This window comes from Reichenbachiella faecimaris (assembly GCF_900176375.1).
In the GTDB taxonomy this organism is placed as follows: Bacteria; Bacteroidota; Bacteroidia; order Cytophagales; family Cyclobacteriaceae; genus Reichenbachiella; species Reichenbachiella faecimaris.
Window position 1 is genome coordinate 947,091 of the sequence record NZ_FWYF01000001.1, and the last position, 19,362, is coordinate 966,452.

A 19,362-nucleotide genomic window follows, 5' to 3' on the forward strand; every position below is an offset into this window, starting at 1 on the left:
TAACTATTATCAAATATTATATTAGAACAGTACAAAACGCGCTTCACTTAGTAGAACGAAAAAGTATACAGCTACCCTACTTAATCTCAAGCAATTGCTGAGTATATAGCTTTATAGTCTATTAGGCGTTTTTTTTTATGAAATCACTACTGGATAAGCTTTGAACTACGCCGTTTGTCTCAGTCCTTTTTTATGGTCTGCTTCGAGTTGTTCGAGCAGTTTTCTTTCTGAGGTGCGTAGCAGTTCTATTTCTTTTTCCATCTCTAACTTGGATAAAGTCTCTTCAGTCACGTCGCGTGAGATACCAAAAATACCAACCACTTGATTGTCCAAATCATAAAGTGGCAATTTGGTACTTGACTTGTAACTCACATCACCATTCTTGAGTACTTTTTTCTCCACCTCATTCAGTATGGGTTCACAAGTCTTCATGATTCTTTTTTCGATTTCGAACTGTTCTCTGGCATTTTCACCAAAGAAATCAAAGTCATTTTTGCCCACTAATTCCAACGGACTATCTAGTCCAAAACGCTTGGCATGTGACATACTGTTTCTGATGAAATTACATTCTCTATCCTTGAAATAAATCAAATCTGGCATGTGATTCAGTAAGGCATCAAGCAGATATTTTTCCTTTTCATAGGCTTCCTTCATTTTGAAAATGGCTGTATTTTCAACACTGCTGTCAGATACTTTCACCATACTCAGTCCTTCTTTCAGCGAGTCGGCCACATGCGCCAAGCCTTCAACTTTTTCGTGATAGGTTTCCATACCTGAAGACAATTCTGAAGCTGATGCCGCTACCTCATCTGTTCCTGCTGCTGTCTGCTCGGCGATCACCACTATAGATTCTGTGATCCCCACAACCTCGTTAATCGCACTGATCTGCTTTTGGCTAGCAGATAGAATTTCTTCTGAATGCATTAAGGTCTTATTTGAAGAATCATTAATTTGATTAAAGGCTTCTGCGGCTTCCACGGATCTTTTCTCGCCATTTTTCACACTTTCGACCATAGCTCCTATGGTTTTGGCTGCTTTGGCTGTATCGGACTGCACATCTGTGACCAGTACCTCAATGGTCTTGGCAGAAGACTTGGCGTCCTCTGCTAACTTTCTAATTTCATCGGCTACCACGGCAAACCCTCTTCCTGCATCACCAGCCTGAGCTGCTTCAATGGCAGCATTGAGTGCCAACAGGTTGGTCTGTGCCGCAATCTCTGTAATTACTTTTAAGGCAATGGAAATCTCTCCTGACTGGTCTGTCAAAACCCGCATGGTATCGCTAGTAGCTTCACTGAAACCACCAATTTCTTTCATTCCACTTACCACTTGATTGATTCTTTCCAATCCCTTTTCACTGCTTGCCACTCCTTCTTTGGCGGCTGAATTGATCTCTCCTGATTTCTTTCCCATTTCATCTGCTGAAGCCAGAATACCTTCTATCAAATTTGAGGCTTCTTCAATTTTTTGGAGTTGAGCCTGGGCTCCATTACTCATCTGTCCAATGGCTGAGGCGATCTCTACTGTATTGGTATTCATCTCTTGGCTGGACACCTTCATCTCCTCGGCAGACTCGTCTATGATATTTGTATTCAATTGAATTTGCGCCATAAGCCCATCCAAATTTTCCAGAGCCAAGTTTAAATTTTCGGCCATTCTATAAATATCACCTTTTTCCTGTGCGGAATACCTGGGAGACAAATCTCCATTAGCCAAAGCGCGAATAATTACATTGATTCTTCCCAGTGGGCTGGAGAAAGAATTTACCATTTCATTGATGCCAGTGCTAAGTTCTTCCCAGGCTCCATTTTTATTTTCAGTAACCATCTGAGCATTGAGGTCTCCCTCCCTGGCAGCCTGACTCACTACAGTTTGCGTTTCGGCGATGAAGTCTTGCAGTGTGCTTCTGAGTTGCAAAATGGATAGGCTCAAAGCATCTGTTTCAGCTGACTCATCAAATGTAGTATTCAAATTACCTGCAGCCATATCCTTGGCCAGTTGAAGTGTCATTCGCCGATTATTGAACAACCCATTGAGTTCCTTTTCTATAAAGTCGAATTCGTCCTTTTCATTGTAGCTTTTCTTTTCGACCAAGTGATCGCTATTATCCGCCCAGTTGACAATGATCCTTTTCAGTCGAATGATGGGTTCGGTAAAAAATGAATACAGCATGACAATCTGTAGACCTAGTCCAGCAGCCATAAATATCATCCAATAAAAAGGCTGCGTGCTGACACCAAACAGATAAGCACTTAATCCAATAGAGAGTGCGAAAGCTGTGCACCCCATCATTATTTTATTCAGTACTGAAATAAAATTCACTTGAGCCAGCATATAAATACCAGCAAATAGCCCAATTTGGCAGGCCATTAAAATCATCTCGAAACTTTCCATCTTCTGCTATTGTTTAAATGTACAATTAATCAATAGGTTAGATTATACTCAGGCTGGTAATAGGCTGGCTAAACCAGCTAGAATCAGATTGCACCAAGAGTCTCTAAAAAGACCCATAGTTTTTTATTAATTTTAGACTTTTCTTCCTTTGGAAATTTCCCATGCAATCCTCCCTTCACGGTAATGAATTCACTTTTGACACCTACTGATTGAAGTCTTTGGCGCAACTGAACAGATTGGTCATAGGGTACAATAGGATCTGCATCACCATGCGCAATGAATATTGCTGGGCTGCCACTATTTACATAATTTATGGGTGACACGGATTTAACAAATGGCAGATCATTTACTTGAGTACCTAGCCATTTCTTCGCGGAGCCCCATTGCCGGACAGGTTCTAAATCCGTCACCCCATATTTATCAATGATGGCCAAAATTTGAATTTCTTTATCATAAGAACAGTCCACATCAAACAACCTGTTGTTGTTTAACAAACCAGCCATCAATGCCAAATGGCCTCCTGCCGAACCTCCCATCAATACTATTTTATCAGAATCAATTCCATAATACTGAACCTGGTTGAGTAGATAAATAAGTGCACACCTGACGTCCTCAATGGCTGCTGGTGCCTTCGTTTGGTTTTCGAGTCTATACTCTACGTTGGCTACTACAAAATTATTTTTGAAAAATGATACAAATCCTCGCTGAGACTCTTTCACGCCATGGCTCCAGCCACCACCATGTATATTGATCACCAATGGATGCAAAACTGTGGTATCCATTGGATAGTAAAGATCCAGTCTACCCTGCCAGCTATCTACCTGCTTATAGATGATATCTATACTTTTTGTGTAATGGTCTGGAATATTTACTGGTGCATAGTTTATCTCCTGGGCATATAAAGAAACGGCCAGCCCACACCAAATCTTGATGAGGCCAACCGTCAGTAGGAGATTTTTAATGCTTTTCATTTTTGGAAATTAATGACTGACCTCCAGTTCATAATATTTGACTTTGGCGAAAGCCCCGTCATCTAATGTGTTCAGATAATTTCCTGCTTTAAAATAATTTTCAAATATGCCCCAGCGTTCCATGTGGATATCGTCATAAATCATGGTTTGATCTTCATTGAGCGTAATCTCCATTCTTCCTTCTGAAACTTTCACCTCAAGGGTGAATGGGTCAAAATCTACTTTTTGGTCGAAGTTGATACCTGTATAATCACCCCAGGCATCTGTGTGCAGTGCTTCAGTATCTGTGGCGTCCAAGTCTTTGAGATATTTGGTATGCACGCGCACATACCCATCCCTCCAATAGATTTTGAGAACTGGAGGTGCGTTGTTGTCATCTTCACCTATTAAGTCACGCTGTTCATTGGTCAGACGTCCATGAATCTGCATGATGATAGTCCCGTGATAATCGCCATCTGTGTCTTTAGATATATCACCCATAGCCAGTGTACCTTTCATATAGGCTCCTTCCGCAAAAGTCCAATTGGTACTATTACTACCTGAGACCATTTGCTCTCGCAACTCAGTTCTTGAATACTTGGTATTATTTGTAGTAGCTCCTGGGTAGGTATAAAAAACCAGGCTTCCGTCAGTCGAATCATTGTACATGAAAGGCAGCAATGTTTCATTGGTGGCATAGTCCAAAATTTCTGGTGGCTCTACTTCCGTAGGATTTCCAATGGGGAGTGTGACCTTCCAGTTATTAAGATCAATGTTTGGTAAAAAGAAATCAACACCTTCAACTTTTCCACCTTCCTCTTCTTCCTCTTCTTCTTCTTCTTGCTCCTCTTCCATTTCTTCTTCCATCTCGTCTTTCATAAAATCTGTGGTATCATCTGATCCACAACTGAAAATGATCACCATTGATAACATTAAAATCAATGCTCTTATCCCTGCTACACACGTTCTTCTTACCATTATTGACATTTTAATCTTTCTTTCTCTTTTTCGTCTTTTCAGCGACATTAACTTCGCTGTGATCAACTTCTAAAGCATAATATTTGACTTTTGCGAAAGCACTTGGGTCTTTGGACTGCAAGTAATTGCCTGCTTTAAAATAGTTTTCAAATATTCCCCATTTGCGCATGTGAATGCTTTGATACACTTTAGAAGTTTTTTCATTAAGGATCACTTCCATTCTTCCTTTGGTTACAATTACTTCCAGCGTAAACGGCTTATTCCCAACGTATTCTGGGAAATTGTACCCCTTATCATCACCCCATGCTTCTTTGCCTAAGATTTGCTTGCCAGCACCATTGATATCTTTAAGCACTTTAGTTTTTACTCTTACATATCCATTGTGCCAATAGATTTTCAAAATGGGTGGCGCATTGTTGTCTTTCTGGCCGATCAACTCCTTTTGTTGATTAGACAATCGTCCGTGAATCTGCATGATAATGGTGCGGTCAAATTTTCCGTTTGCTTGTTTAGAAATTTCGGAAACGGCCAAAGTACCTTTCATTCTACCCCCTTGCTCAAAAGTCCAGTTGACGCTGTTACTGCCAGGGGTCATTTGCTCACGAAGTTCTGATCTTGAATATTTTGTATTGCTTGTGGTGGCACCTGGTATAGCATAAAATACCAAACTGCCGTCTGTAGAGTCATTATACATGTAAGGCTTTACCACCTCATTATTTGCATAATCCAGAATTTCTGGAGGGCTAACTTCTACTGGCTTACCAATAGGCAAAGTGACTTTCCAGTGCGAAAGGTCAATATTAGGAAGGTTGTAATCATCCCTGGTCTGACCACAAACACTTGACCTGGTAAGTACTAAAAATACCAGAGTAAAAACCACACCCAGGGCCAAAAGCCCTGAGTGTTTAAATTTTATATGATTCTGCATTTAACAGCTTTTAAGTCACCTAATTTCAACGCTTAAATACCTAGAGCCTGACCACCTCCTATTTGGATGGTTTCAGCTGTAATGAAAGAAGCATCCTTGCTTCCCAAGAAGGATACCACAGATGCAACTTCTTCAGGCTCTCCTATTCTGCCTAACAAAATATTGTTTTTCCAAGAAGCAAATACTTCAGGCTTTGTTTCCTTGATCTGAGCATGGAATGGTGTATCTATAGTACCCGGAGACACTGCATTTACTCTAATTCCGTATTCAGCTAAGTCCTTTGCTAATGCTCTTGTAATCGCATGAACACCCGCTTTAGATGTACCATAAATTCCAGCACCTGGGCCACCTGCATTCCAGCCAGCATTAGAGGTATAATTGATAATAGATGCATTTTCACCCTTCTTAAGAAAAGGAATAGCAGCTCTAGAAGCAAAAAATACTGAATCAAGGTTTAAAGCCATAACAAATCTGTAAAACTCAGTTGTCATCTCTTCAAATCTAGATCTGCCACCCAGACCACCTGCATTATTTACAAGCAAATCGATTTTACCATATTTCTCACCTATTTTGGTAATGTTGTCTGTGACGCATTGGTCGCATGTTACATCAAACCCAAAATATTCTGCAGTAATTCCTTCGGCCCCGAGCTTCTTTACGCTTTCTGCTCCTTTGTCATCCTCGATACCGTTTAATACGACAATGTATCCATCTTTACCTAATCGTTTTGCTACTGCAAATCCAATTCCTCCTGTAGCTCCTGTAATGACCGCTACTTTATCTTTCACCATGATATTTTTATTTAAAATTCCGTTATTCTAATTTAATTGCGGGCTTAACCTTCTCCCAAAAGAGGGCAGACACCATGCCCAGGGTACAAGTAGAATGCTTTGAATAAACTGGTTCAGAAATAGAAGACCAGCAAAACATTAATCTTCATTCTGACTGAATTGAAAAAATCAATCCAAATAAACCAATCTATGTGACTCGAATCCCTCTAAAAAAATTGGTAAGAGATTCTCCAAGAATTAATACTCACTTGCTCATCATCTTGAAGCCTTTTGGCCAGAGCTTCATGATGATGAACCCATAATTAATTCTCCAGTACAATTGCAGACTGCGTCTCAGACTGCTTCATCTTTTAATATTATTTCAACCTGTTTACAGGTTTATTTTTGAGCCCTTATAGGCTCTACTTTTCCACATAAAAACCAAACACTGGCCAGGGCTGTGATTGCTAATCCCGCCCCAATAATAAACGCAGGGGTATAATTTCCTCCTCTTGTCAAATAAGGCACCAAGGCTGTCAGGCCTACTGCTCCAAGCTTGGCAGCCATTCCGGCAAATCCAGATAATGTACCTACCGTTTTCCCACTGAAAAAATCACTGGGTAAAGTTTGAACATTGCCGATTGCCGTCTGAAAACCAAAAAGTATAACTGCCATAATTAATACGGCAATCACTGGTGCTCCTGGATTGGCCATAGCCAACAGGGCTGGTAACATGATCAGGCAACCCAGTGTGATCACTGTTTTTCTTGTTCTGTTTACTGACCATCCTGCTTTCATTCTGTTTTGAGCGAATAGCCCACCAAACCAGGCACCAAGCATAGCACCTACATAAGGTACCCATCCATAAATACCAATGCCTTGAACATTCATACCATAGACCTCAGACAAATAGATAGGAATCCAAAAAATGAATAACCACCAAATGGGATCTATTGCAGCAGATGATAAAATCACACCCCAACTTTGCTTGTGAGACAGTAGCTCTAATGTATCAGGGTTATAATCTTCCTCTGAAACTTCTTCATCTCCAGCCTCTGTATTTTTTTGTCCAGATAAGATATATGCTCTTTCTTCGTCTGTAATCCAAGGGTGGTTTTTTGGTGGTGACTTCACCAAAAACAACCAAGGCAGAAGCCATAATAAACCCACTATTCCGACAATGATAAAGATCATTTGCCAACTGAAATAAACTGTCAAAAATGCAATCATAGGGATTGAAATGATTCCACCAATAGCAGCACCTGAATTAAACAAACCTTGAGCAAAAGCCCTTTCATTGGTAGGAAACCATTCGGCATTTCCCTTGGCAGCTCCTGGCCAGTTGCCAGCTTCGGCTATTCCCAGCATAGACCGAAAAATGGCAAAACTTGCAAATGACGTAGCCAAGGCATGTAAAGCTGTAGATATAGACCAAACACCAATAGATAACGCAAATCCAAGACGAGTACCTATCCAGTCAAATATTTTACCGAAAATCGCCTGACCAAATGCATAGGAAAAAACAAAGATGATTGAGATCATCGCGTAGATTTCCTTTCTTTCTTCATTCGATTTATCAGGGTACAATTCCGCAGACATTTGAGGCCATAAAACTGTCAAAGATTGTCTATCTATATAGTTTATAATTGTAGCCAAAGCAATCAGGCCTATCACCCACCATCTCAGTCCTTTTATCTTCATATCCTTATTATTTATTCTTTATCTCCAAAATAGGATACACCTGATCCATCCATAAAATCTTCTCGAATAGGGCTGAATACGTCTATCAAGATGCCTGCTTCCAAACACACTGCACTGTGCAAAACATTGGGCTCTATATAAATGCCATCGCCTCCAGTGACTTCTCTCTTTTCACCTCCTACAGTGAACTCAAATTTTCCTGATGCACAATAAGTAGCTTGTGTATGAAAGTGATGATGTGGCGACCCAAGTGCCCCTTTCTCAAATTTCACTTGCACCATCATGATTTGGTTGTCGTAACCTAAAATCTTTCGAGAAACTCCCCCTCCTAACTCTTCCCATTCTATTTCGCTAGCAATAATGTATTTGTCGCTATTTCTTTCCATTATCTATTTATTGTATTCATTAAAGTCATAAATTCCTTTCCATTGCAACTCTCCATCAGGTGTTTCTACCACATGTTTAGAGCTTTCATTATCATCCAAAAGTGAGAAAGCAAATCGGTAGTTCTCCCCCGTTTTTAGCTCAAATTGCACCAGCACATACGCTTCTGATTGATGCAATATTTTTAAGTTTTCTATTGAAGTAAATGAGTTAATTGGCCTTTCGGAGGCATAATCATAGCTGCCATGCATTTCATAAAGACTGGCAAAAACAGTGTGGCCACCTGTTCGGCGATGGATGAGTCCAGGGTCTCTGCGTAAATTGAAATTGGGATCATTGGCTCCAATTCTTGTCATGATCATTTCGTCTCCTGACTCAACAGCAGAGGTGACCGTATAAAATTTCCTTTTATTGAACCAGGTCATGCTAAATATGTCACTCTCAAGTTTCGTCTGTGCCTCTGCCCACAAGTGTTCGTATCCGTCATGCTGGCCCATGGGCGAAAGATTATTGTTGGTTTGAAACTTTTGATTGGACGACATGTACTCACCCATATAATAGAGCGGCAAATCATATCTTGTGCCTTCTGGAGCCTGTACAGCAAACAAATCTATCACCAGTGGATTTTCTAATTCCTTCACTTGGGCCACTGCCATTGTTCTTTGCATCTCAATATCTCTGTAAGCATTTGTCTCCTTGGCACTTACTATCTGCACGGCATCACCTCCTAAGAAATAGTATGGCGTACCTGCAGTCTTATCGGCAGGTTTCACTTTACCATCAAAATGAGAATCCTTATCCACCACGAGCGTATTGTGAGCTACAGTCTCCTTGGCCCAACTATGATTTTCTTTTAGATACCCTCCACCATCTTTATGGTCAATATTTACCCAGCGAGCAGCGCCATAATCCTGAATAACTTCCCCAGTTTCATCATACAGCAAGAAACCCAAACGATCGAAATGGCCATGTCCCATGCCGTGCTTGGCGTATTTCATAACCAAGGTCAAATCTTCTGCACGTATGATGCCAATTGCTCCTTCATCTCCTGCCGCACCATCACTCAGTTCTAAACTTTTGTATTGAAATTTTTTCGCTTTTCCTTCTGCCACTCCCTTAGCTGCAGCCATACCAGTATTGTTCAATGGTACTCGACCTTGCTCCTCCACTATAGACAGCAACTCTGGATCCATTCCACCAAAATAGTATGCCATACTCACCGCATGCACCAATTCTCTGGAAGCCAGTGACATGCCTTTTTGAGAATCATTGATAGGAAAAAATTCTCCGGCCGAATTGGTCTGATTGATCAAAGCATAGATGGCCTTGATCAACAATCCATTCCTGTAGTCAAGTATCCCTAGCTCAGGTTTTTTATTGGCTAGCGCTTGAGCAAAAATCAGGAACGGATACATCGCATATCTCTGATAATAAGGTCCTTCTGTATAATATCCGTCAGGTGAGAAAGAATGATCAATCTGCGCCAAAAAACCAGCCTCTTTCTGGCCATCAAGCCGAATATCTCCGCCGTCATTGTCTTTGACTATATCACCTGGGACTTTAATGTCCAGACCATTTAGTGCCCAGTTGATGAGCTCTTCATCTCCCATGACCAGTCCGATCATACCCACGGCTGCATTTCCCCAGGTGCTGTGGTTATGGATTCTATTAAAAAACTGTGGGTTCTCAATAGAAACGTACTCTGCATAAGGTCTGAATAACTCTTTATTTAACTTCTCTCTCGTAGACTCATCCAACCATTCATAAATACAATCATATCCCTGACTGGTATATACCAACCAATTGGCATCATTCAAACATTGCCAAAAAATCTTTCCACGGGCATAAGATCGCTCGGCTGGATGTTTGCCAAGAGTGGGCCATATTTCGGCGTACGCCAATAACATATCACGGATGTAAATGGCATACTTTTCATCCCCTGTGATTTGAAATAGCGCACCTGCTTTTTGAATGGTGAAGAAGTTGGTCTTGTGTCTTTCATGGGTATACCCACCTGCCAGATCCTTGGGTATGGGCACCTTTATTCCATTAGCCAATGCTGCATCTACCTCATTGACCACAGCAGCAAACGTCTGATCAAAGAGTGGCGCTTTGCCCAAATTTGCTTTGATTTCAGAAACCCCTGAAGGGGTGAGCACTAAACTCGGATGCTTGTCAGATAGGAGCTGTTGTTCTGTGGTCTTTTCTCCCCCAACACAAGAGAAAAGCGACAAAACAACAGCCACACTAAAACCTATACCAATATAACAAAACTTGATCTTCATAGTTTATAACCTACTTTTTCTCCATCACTTCCGTTTGCATCTTTGGCCAATTTCAGATTTGACAATAAAGCTGCCTGATCACTAATCTTCAATGTGGATTGCTTCATACTACAATCAGATATTTTAGTAATTGGCTCGCCTACTGTATGATAGATATCGAATGTTTTGATGTCGTCAAATACAGAATTGGTGATCTTGGTTTTTTGCACGCCATGCAGCGTAAACGACTTTTCTCCTTTATTCTTTGGCCCATAGCCTACCTTTTCAAAAGAGCAGTGATCGATAAAAAGCAGAGGTCCAAATGTGCTTTCGTCGCTTCCACCTCTATGTAGGTTCACGATTTCTTTACCAATATTTTTGAAGGTGTTATTAGTTAAAATAACGAATTCAGCATTGTAGATACCAATGTCGTCCGACTCCTGATTTAACTCTAAAATAGTTCCACTCACATCAGTGAATCGTGAGTTTTCGATTAGGATGCTATCCGCAAAGGTGTTTTTATATACTTTTAGAATATTGAATGAATGATTGACGTCTAAATCTCTAAACTCACAGTTGTTGATGAACAGTTTGTAATTTCTATTCATTGAATATCTGCTGGTTGATACTACTGCGTTACCAGCATAATCAGGACACTCTGCCCCATCTATGATCAAACCATCCAATTGCAGGGCACCACCATTCTCAATGACGAATAAATTTGACTTCTCGAATTTTATGACTGCTCCTTCTTTAGACTGGACAGTGATTGGCACTGCTACGGGTATTTTCTTTTCCAGTAAGTATTCATCACCTGATAAGGTGTACACGTCACCAGCCTTTGCATCCTTCATCACATCAAAAAGGTCTTCACCTGCTGCTACAGCAATAGTTCTTCCGTAACCAAATGTCTTGGCTTGTTTTGGTTTGGTGTACCACGACGGGCCTGTTGCCTCTTTTGATACTACAGCAAATTCTGATGTAGTACCAGCTGTAATGGATTCATCTTTGAGAGAATAAATTCCTTTTTCATTTTGTACCAACTCTGTATTGACTGCACTAAATCCACTTCCAATTGACTCAATATTTTTACTCAATATATTCGCATCAAATGAGATTCCAGAAATATCGTCGTAAACGGTGAATACATCATCTTTAGCTTCATTCCAGAAAATATTGTTGGAAATAGAAGTAGTCTGTGGAATGGCACTTCTCTCTTCATCACTGCCGGCGCATAGCTGTACATAGTCACAATTGATGAAGGTATTGTTATTGATTTCAGAATCTATAACTTGATTATATCTATTGATCGGAGAATTCGGCACTCCGTTCATGACCACTAATGCTCCTCTAAATCTGTGACCAGTCAGGCCGTAGCCATAGTTGTTGATTACTTTTTGCTTTTCGTTGATGACTCTGATTCCTCCTGTGTGAGGTTTTCCATTGCCAAAGAAAGCGTTGCTTTCAGCTGTGTTTTCGTTACCATGTCTGAAGGTCAATGTGCCCACACATTCTTCAAACACATTGCCTTTAAATAAATTTCCGCATGATTTGTTTGAGATGATTTCATGCTCACCATCGCATCTGTCGAAATAGTTGTTGATGACTTGGGTATTTGAGAAAGAGAGTGAATAATGACTGGTGCCTATTCTTAGTGTCTCTCCTCCATTGGCCCCCAAGTTTTCTCTTGGGCCGAAATAGTTGTGATCGATAAGATGACCATTTTCTAGACTCTCTTCTGAATTGAGTCTCACGGCCATGGTTACGCCTTTGTTTCCTTTGCCTACGAGGGCATTGTGATCAAATCGGTTGTTTTTGCCATACATACCGACCCAATAATCACTTTCATGTCTTTCTGGATTGGAATAATTGTCGATCAGTGTTTCTGTAATTCTACAGTTGTTGGCCAATTGGTCCTTTTTAATTCTAAAGGAAATGACTTCAGCTGTGGGAGTGTATCCTTTGGTAAAGTGGAGACCATTCACCACTACAAATTCTCCTGCCAGCTTTAGGTTAGAGCTTCCTGTCAACTTCACTTCACCCAGCTTTTCTGCCATCACTACAATGGGTGCTTCTTTAGTTCCGTTGGCCTGGATGACCAATTCGGCATCTTTCCATTCGCCGTTCGCTAATACAATGGTATCACCTGGGTTGGCAACAGCAAGTGCTGTTTTGAGTTGGTCGGCAGATTCCACTTTTTGATAACTGCTTTGGTTGGTTTGGCAACCAACGATAAACATAACGAAGAGTATCATAATGATGAATAAGAAGTGGCTTTGCGCCACTGAACTAATTTTCAACCCTCTTTTTGTATTATACATTCTTTTCAATTTAAAATTTACTCTTAGCTATGATTGTCGCCTGAACTCAAAGCTCAATTTTTTTAGAATTTGATAAAGGTTTTTAAAAACTACCCAGAATAGATCCCGGGTAGTTTTTCTTTATATAGATCGAGTGCCTACTCAATCAGCATCTGTAATTGTTATGTTATCAAAGAAAGCCTCGGCAACACCGTCTACCACATCAACATTTCTAACATAAATGACGATCTCATTTGTAGAAGGGGTGAAATCAAATGTACTGGTAGCGTAAGCATCACCATCAGTAGCGAAAATATTAGGAATAGCAAAGTACTCATCAATAGCCGCATCAGACGTAGAAGCATTAATACCTGTTTCATCTTCGATTTCCGTATTTAATATGAATACCTCAGAAGTTATTCCTGCAGCAGTAGTCATTGCGTCAATGGAGAAGGTATATGTTTCTCCTGCCTGAACTGTAACTACTTGATACAATCGACGACCTGTCTCGTCCAGTTTTGCTCCTCTGGTACCATTATTTCCATCACTAGAAGATCCAGCTTGCTCACTGTCATCACCATAAAAGGTTTCAAGCCAACTATCCAATGCTCCATTATCCCAAAGAGGATCATAAGGGCTATCAACAGTCTCTCCGTCATTATTTACTACCGTACTGTTAGGTGTCATATCCCAAGCATCCGCATTGTCTCCCGTGTTTGATGTATATTCATCAAAAGTTCCATTAAGAACCTCTACAACAAACCCTAATGCAACTGTCAACTCCACCGTTTCTACGTCTTCAAAACCTGTAACACTTGTAGCTGTGAGCGTAACCGTATAAACACCATCCTCAGCATAAGTATGGCTAGGATCCATTCCCGTGTACTGAAATCCATCTCCAAATTCCCATAGTAATGAGACGGCATCTTCAGAAGCATCAATAAAAGCATAGGTCTTATAATCAGCATCATCTACCTCATAAGTGAAAGCTGCTGTTACAGGTGCATGAATCTCAATTTCAGACGAATATTCCGCTGTAAGACCGTCTTCACTGGTTGCAATTAAAGTTACAGTATATACATCCGCTTCTGCGTATGCATGAGATGGGGATTCTTCAGTAGAAGTATTGCCATCACCAAAATCCCAGGCATAAGAAGATGCATTAACTGAGGCATTCGTAAAGGTGTATGACAGATAATGCGCATCGCTCTGCTCACTCGAAAATGAAGCAGATGGAGGTACTGCACCTTCTGCCGCTATATCGATTGAAATATCATCCAATCTTGACTCTACAGACCCTCCATTGAAAAAGTACACGGCTACTTCGGTACTTGATCCTGAATTGAAAGAAACAGTACCAGCTTCATACGTTTCAGGATCGTCCTGATTATTAACTGTAATCGATCCAATAGTTGCTGCAATAGCTTCTGCATGCGTGGAGACCGGGCCAGATAGCACGGAAACTGTCAACCAACCTGTTTGATTATCCAACATGGTGTAATAAAAATTCAAATCGTAATTGGCTTCAGCTTCCACAGTGATGAGTTGATAACCGATTCTTTGATCAGAAGAAGAACCTGTTAATTTAGCGGCTTGTTCACCACTTCTCACAGGACTAGAAGTGATCTGAATCACGCCTCCTAAATCCGAATTCCTCCAGGAATCACGACCATCTCCTGTACCATCTGGTAAGGAAAGATCTTCAAAGCCAAACTCTAAAATAAATGGCTGATAAGGTCCTTCTACTACTTCTACTTCTATCTCAGTAGTGGCAGAGACACCCAGTTTGTCTGTAGATACTAAGGTCACAGTATAAGTGCCAAAGTCAGGATAAGTGTTTGATGGATTCTCCTCATCAGAAGTATTTCCGTCTCCAAAATCCCAAGTGAAATCAGTTGCACTTTCCGACTGGTTTGTAAAAACCAACATCAACTGATCTGTTGGATCTGGACTGTATGAAAATCCTGCACTCGGAGGAGTAATATCCGCTATTGAACCAGCACCAGGTAAGGTTTCGTCCACACATGAAGTGATGAACAATGCACCTGTGATTAATGCAAATCCTGCTAGTAAGTTCATCACTTTGATGAACTTACTTATTTTTATATTTTGTTGTTTCATTGATTTCAATTTTAGTTGTATCCAGCATTTTGACTCAACGCTCCTTTACTCAAGTTGATTTCTCGTTGAGGTATAGGAAGCAATAAATCATTTGCTGTAAATGAGTGTCCATTGGCAGTCGCAAATGCACCAAGTACACTTTCAGCCAAGTCCAAACGGATCAAATCAAACAATCTGTGATTTTCGAAGGCCAATTCAACTCTTCTTTCGTTTGCCAAATCCACTTTTGAAATGCTCGATACAGGTGTGGTCAATCCAGCACGATCTCTTACTTCTTGGAAAGAGGCAATGGCATCAGCAGTGCTAATTGGACCATCACGTCCAGCCAAAATAGCTTCAACATGCATCAACAATACATCTGCATATCTCAACACTATCCAGTCATTACCAGCCAAAGTAGGATCCCCAGATGTAGGTGCTATCCCCAATGTTTCATCACCATTTGGTAGATATTTAACCACTTGATATTGCGTCGTTTGTGCAGCATCTAATCGGTACGAATAATTAGATCTCATGGTGCCTCCATACGTTGCGAAAGCCGTTCTCACATCGCTGGTTACATAATTCAATCCACTCGACCTTCCTACAGAATTCAACCATTCAGCCGAAAAATTTTGACTATCGTTAGAGTTATCAGCTACATATCCTATGGCAAAGATGGTTTCATCATTACCCTCAGAATAGAAGATGTCCTGAAAATTGTCTTCTAAACTAAATTCGTTAGAAGCAATAATATCTTCGAGCAAAATTTGTGCTTCAGAATAATTGCCTAACGTTAGATGAGCTTTAGCCAATAAACCCTGTGCAGCTGCTTTAGATGCTCTATTTTTATAGGTGTTGTCCAAATTGGCAGCTGCTGTCGTTAAATCACTGACAATCAGCTCATAAACCTCACTAGTAGCTACTCTTGTAAAAGCAGTGGCCTCATCTGTTGGTGCTATCACCTCTGTAGCCAATGGAATGTCACCAAACAATCGAACCAGATTAAAATAAGCATAGGCTCTCACAAATTTAGCCTCACCTTCAAACTGTGGAGCCTTCTCTTCTGAGGCGTTTCCTAAATTAGCTAACACTGTATTAGCCCTAAAAATGACATTGTAAAAACTTGCATAGTAATCTGCAACAACACCATTCGTAGCCTCAACTGTATAACTTTCAAATTGCGAAGCCTCTCCTTCCCCACTTTTGGTTCTGGTATTATCACTTCTCATTTCTGTAACCTGATATTCAATTTGAATACCATGCAAGTCACTTGTAGTTGTAGAGTTGATGCCTTGAATACCGTCATATAGGTTCACGACACCAGCTTCCAACTCTGTATCATTTGTGTAGAATACATCTGCACTTATTGCTGAATTAGGCGCTGGCGATAAAAAATCGTCTTGACATCCATATAAATGCGTCGCAAGTACGAACAGCGCTATTATTCTTATATTTTTCATGATAATTTCTTTTTTGTTAATGATCACCTCGATTAAAATTCAATGATTACACCTGTCACCACAGATCTAGCTATAGGAGCTCCTGCTCGTTGATAGCCGTATGTCGTTGGTGATGTAGTAGTCAATGATTCAGGGTTGAATCCCGTGTAATCATTTGCCTTTAGATACATCAAATTTGATGCACTTACATATAACCTTGCGCTCGTCATTCCTATCTTAGAAGTGATTCTGACTGGCAGGTTATAACCCAAATTCACGTTTCGAAGTGCTACATAAGAAGCATCTTGCACAATTGAATTGGTGAAAATTTTCTGTTGGATAAATTCCTGATCTGGAGTAGTCACAGGATCAAAACCTTGCTGACTATTAAAATGATTGTACAGATATTGATCACCCATATTTCTCACTTCTGCACCATGGCTTCCCTGAAACATGAAAGACAAATCAAAGTCTCCTAAAGAAAATGTGTTCGTAATACTCCAAATAAAATCTGGGTATGGACTTCCAAGGATGGTTTTATCATCTTCGTCGATTTGACCATCTCCATTCAAATCTCTTACATATACATCCTGTGCTTGTCCTCCAATTGGGTGATAAGCATCCACCAAATACTCCAAAGGAATCTCTCTGTCTACTACATAGCCATAAAAAGAAGAAATTGGGTCACCTACTGAGCTAATCCACTCTGATGCTCTTTTCTCATCTACACTCTGAATTAAGCCATCTGAATTAGCGAAATCGGTCAATGTGTTTTTGTTTCTTGAAGCTAGAAATGTAGTTGTCCATCTGAACTTATCTGTTCTAATATTATTAGTCCTCAACTCTACCTCTATACCTTCATTAGTTACTTCTCCGATATTTACCAGCGCATTGTTAAACCCAGTCACACCAGAAACATCAACATTCAGCAATAAATCATCACTAGTCCGTTTGTAGTAATCAACAGAACCTGAAATAATATTATCTAAAAATCCAAAATCAATGGCTGGATTGAATTCGATAGAACGCTCCCATCCTAATTCTGGATTGGCAATATTCTGTGGATTGAACGCCGTGGCAGTACCACCACCAATGACAGCTGTTCTGGAGCTTAAAAGAGCAGTAGGCGAATACCAATCATTCAACCTGTTACCTGTTGAGATTTGGTCGTTACCAGTGATACCAAAGCTTGCTCTTAACTTCAAGTTGTTGATTATACTGGATCCTGCCAAAAATGATTCTTCAGAGATTCTCCATCCCACAGATACAGCAGGGAAATTACCATACTTATTATCTGGACCAAAAACCGAACTCCCATCTCTTCTAAAACTAACTGATGCCAAATACTTATCAGAAAACGAATAATTCACACGAGCAATGAAAGATAATAATCGTTTCTCTCTCTCGAATGATCCCCATCCAGAGGCTTCAGCAGCTGCATCTAGTGTAGGTACGAAATCAAATTCATACCCTGTTCCAGACACATTCGAATACTTCTCCTTGTATCTTTCTGCAACTACACCAGCAGTTGCGGATACATCATGGTTGCCAAAAGTTTGGTTGTAATTCAAAAAACCCTGAGTTACCACATGAACTTTGTTTTCGTTATTAACATCCAATGATGCTCCCGAGGCTCCATTTCTGCTAGACTCTACCCCCTGCCATCGCTGTCTTTCTGTATTTTGGATATCTCCAGACAAAGCTGCTTGAACAGAAAAATTATCACTCAATTTGTACTTAGTATAAAACTTACCAAACATCTTGAACTGAAAATCTCTTCTGTCTCTTTCCAGCACTTTAGCAGCAGGGTTGGTATTAGACGTATTACTAATATCTATCAATGTACCATCTCCATCTAAATCGTAGTTATCAAAATGACGTTGCAATGCATAATCGCCTACTTGTACATCTGGATATACAGTTCTATCTACATACTGAATCGTATTTTCATCATGATATACAGGTAACCAAGGCGTTTGTCTCAAAATATCATGTGTAGATCCATCAAATCTTCTTCTTTCTGTATATGAAGGATTTAAGCTCACTCCAAATGACAAATCATCATTGACTTTAGTATCAACTTTTGCTTTCAAATTGTATTTTTTGAAATCATCAGTCAACAGCACGCCTTCGTCATGTGCATAAGTCATAGCCGTACTGAAAGTAGTTGACTCATTTCCGCCTCTAGCACTTATGGTATGGCTTTGCGTATTACCACCATCAAAAATGATGTCTTGCCAGTTGTTATCCACACCTATCAACTCCTTGTATCTCGACCTTGGCGAGAGTTCTCCATTCGCAGCTCTTTCAGCAGCCATTCCATCTGCCACAGAAGTATTGTAATCTGGATTTTCTTGAACGTCTTGCCATCCATAAAATCCGTTGTACGCAAATTTAGTTTTGCCAGATTCACCAGTTTTGGTAGTGATCATCACTACACCATTGGCTCCCCTAGACCCAAAAATGGCAGCAGAAGCCGCATCTTTCAAGACCTCAATAGAAGCTACATCGTTCATATCTATGTTCGACCAAAATTCAGAATCGACTGCGACACCATCAATTACTAACAATGGACCTGATCCACCTGTGATAGATCCTACACCACGAATTTGGATAGTAGGTGCACCACCCACTCCTTCAGGATTGGAATTCTGAACATTCATACCAGCTACTCGACCTACCATGGCTTGGTCTGCCCTAGAGGTAGGTATCTGATCAATATTTGTGTTTTCAACCTTAGAAATAGCACCTGTTAGGTGAGATTTCTTTTGAGTTCCATATCCGATGACCACAACTTCATCAAGCTGCTCAACATCTGGATCCATAGAAATATCAATTGTAGATCTTCCACCAACTTCCACGCTCTTCTTCAAATACCCAATAAAAGAAAAGTCTAAAATCGCATTCGAAGCAGCTTCCAATGCATATCGTCCGTTAATATCAGTAACCGTTCCTTTAGTAGTTCCTTGCACTATGATCGTTACCCCAGGTAATGGCTCGTTGTCTTCAGAGTTTACCACTCCTGACACCTTGATATCTTGAGCGAATACCGGCGTTATTATCATTGCATTCAACGCCAATAACATCAACACTAAATTGTGCTTCTGGTAGCGTTTAGATAATAGTAAAATGTTTTTCATTTTATATGATT

Annotated in this window: 12 protein-coding genes; all 12 read right to left on the reverse strand. The window is 40.3% G+C overall.

All coding sequences use genetic code 11. The features are described from left to right. Positions 1–165: 165 nt before the first annotated feature. On the reverse strand, positions 166–2,394 hold the full coding sequence (locus B9A58_RS03990) for a methyl-accepting chemotaxis protein (RefSeq protein ID WP_084371124.1): 2,229 nt from the start codon (positions 2,392–2,394) through the stop codon (positions 166–168). A gap of 83 nt (positions 2,395–2,477) precedes the next feature. After that, positions 2,478–3,365: an alpha/beta hydrolase gene (locus B9A58_RS03995; protein WP_084371125.1), complete on the reverse strand. Its 888-nt coding sequence runs from the start codon at positions 3,363–3,365 to the stop codon at positions 2,478–2,480. Positions 3,366–3,374: 9 nt separating this feature from the next. After that, positions 3,375–4,322: a polysaccharide lyase family 7 protein gene (locus tag B9A58_RS04000; RefSeq protein ID WP_221407807.1), complete on the reverse strand. Its 948-nt coding sequence runs from the start codon at positions 4,320–4,322 to the stop codon at positions 3,375–3,377. Between the two features lie 10 nt (positions 4,323–4,332). Beyond that, positions 4,333–5,250 carry a polysaccharide lyase family 7 protein gene (locus B9A58_RS04005; RefSeq protein WP_084371127.1) on the reverse strand — a complete coding sequence of 306 codons (918 nt, stop codon included), beginning with the start codon at positions 5,248–5,250 and terminating at the stop codon, positions 4,333–4,335. Positions 5,251–5,282: 32 nt separating this feature from the next. Beyond that, the gene (locus tag B9A58_RS04010; RefSeq protein WP_084371128.1) at positions 5,283–6,041 is read right to left on the reverse strand and encodes an SDR family NAD(P)-dependent oxidoreductase; all 759 of its coding nucleotides are present in this window, start codon (positions 6,039–6,041) and stop codon (positions 5,283–5,285) included. A 378-nt stretch (positions 6,042–6,419) separates the two neighbouring features. Continuing rightward, positions 6,420–7,721, reverse strand: coding sequence for an MFS transporter (locus B9A58_RS04015; RefSeq protein ID WP_084371129.1), 1,302 nt, complete (start codon positions 7,719–7,721; stop codon positions 6,420–6,422). An 11-nt stretch (positions 7,722–7,732) separates the two neighbouring features. Continuing rightward, complete coding sequence (locus B9A58_RS04020; RefSeq protein ID WP_084371130.1) at positions 7,733–8,107, reverse strand: cupin domain-containing protein; 375 nt, start codon at positions 8,105–8,107, stop codon at positions 7,733–7,735. A gap of 3 nt (positions 8,108–8,110) precedes the next feature. Then, positions 8,111–10,390 carry a heparinase II/III domain-containing protein gene (locus B9A58_RS04025; protein WP_084371131.1) on the reverse strand — a complete coding sequence of 760 codons (2,280 nt, stop codon included), beginning with the start codon at positions 10,388–10,390 and terminating at the stop codon, positions 8,111–8,113. Beyond that, positions 10,387–12,690 (reverse strand): polysaccharide lyase 6 family protein, encoded by a 2,304-nt coding sequence (locus tag B9A58_RS04030; protein ID WP_084371132.1) that lies wholly within the window; start codon positions 12,688–12,690, stop codon positions 10,387–10,389. Before B9A58_RS04030 ends, B9A58_RS04025 begins: the two co-directional genes overlap by 4 nt. A gap of 141 nt (positions 12,691–12,831) precedes the next feature. Continuing rightward, on the reverse strand, positions 12,832–14,790 hold the full coding sequence (locus tag B9A58_RS20730; RefSeq protein ID WP_084371133.1) for a PKD domain-containing protein: 1,959 nt from the start codon (positions 14,788–14,790) through the stop codon (positions 12,832–12,834). An 11-nt stretch (positions 14,791–14,801) separates the two neighbouring features. Further along, entirely contained in the window at positions 14,802–16,232 is a 1,431-nt protein-coding gene (locus tag B9A58_RS04040; RefSeq protein WP_084371993.1) for a RagB/SusD family nutrient uptake outer membrane protein, read from the reverse strand. 32 nt (positions 16,233–16,264) lie between these two features. Beyond that, the gene (locus tag B9A58_RS04045) at positions 16,265–19,351 is read right to left on the reverse strand and encodes a SusC/RagA family TonB-linked outer membrane protein (protein ID WP_221407808.1); all 3,087 of its coding nucleotides are present in this window, start codon (positions 19,349–19,351) and stop codon (positions 16,265–16,267) included. Positions 19,352–19,362 lie beyond the last annotated feature (11 nt).

Bases quoted from the DNA above. Each gene is read 5' to 3' on its own strand.
- B9A58_RS04005 (WP_084371127.1), bottom strand. From the start codon at position 5,250: ATGCAGAATCATATAAAATTTAAACACTCAGGGCTTTTGGCCCTGGGT.
- B9A58_RS03995 (WP_084371125.1), bottom strand. From the start codon at position 3,365: ATGAAAAGCATTAAAAATCTCCTACTGACGGTTGGCCTCATCAAGATT.
- B9A58_RS04015 (WP_084371129.1), bottom strand. From the start codon at position 7,721: ATGAAGATAAAAGGACTGAGATGGTGGGTGATAGGCCTGATTGCTTTG.
- B9A58_RS03990 (WP_084371124.1), bottom strand. From the start codon at position 2,394: ATGGAAAGTTTCGAGATGATTTTAATGGCCTGCCAAATTGGGCTATTT.
- B9A58_RS04040 (WP_084371993.1), bottom strand. From the start codon at position 16,232: ATGAAAAATATAAGAATAATAGCGCTGTTCGTACTTGCGACGCATTTA.
- B9A58_RS04030 (WP_084371132.1), bottom strand. From the start codon at position 12,690: ATGTATAATACAAAAAGAGGGTTGAAAATTAGTTCAGTGGCGCAAAGC.
- B9A58_RS04020 (WP_084371130.1), bottom strand. From the start codon at position 8,107: ATGGAAAGAAATAGCGACAAATACATTATTGCTAGCGAAATAGAATGG.
- B9A58_RS04000 (WP_221407807.1), bottom strand. From the start codon at position 4,322: ATGGTAAGAAGAACGTGTGTAGCAGGGATAAGAGCATTGATTTTAATG.
- B9A58_RS04045 (WP_221407808.1), bottom strand. From the start codon at position 19,351: ATGAAAAACATTTTACTATTATCTAAACGCTACCAGAAGCACAATTTA.
- B9A58_RS04025 (WP_084371131.1), bottom strand. From the start codon at position 10,390: ATGAAGATCAAGTTTTGTTATATTGGTATAGGTTTTAGTGTGGCTGTT.
- B9A58_RS20730 (WP_084371133.1), bottom strand. From the start codon at position 14,790: ATGAAACAACAAAATATAAAAATAAGTAAGTTCATCAAAGTGATGAAC.
- B9A58_RS04010 (WP_084371128.1), bottom strand. From the start codon at position 6,041: ATGGTGAAAGATAAAGTAGCGGTCATTACAGGAGCTACAGGAGGAATT.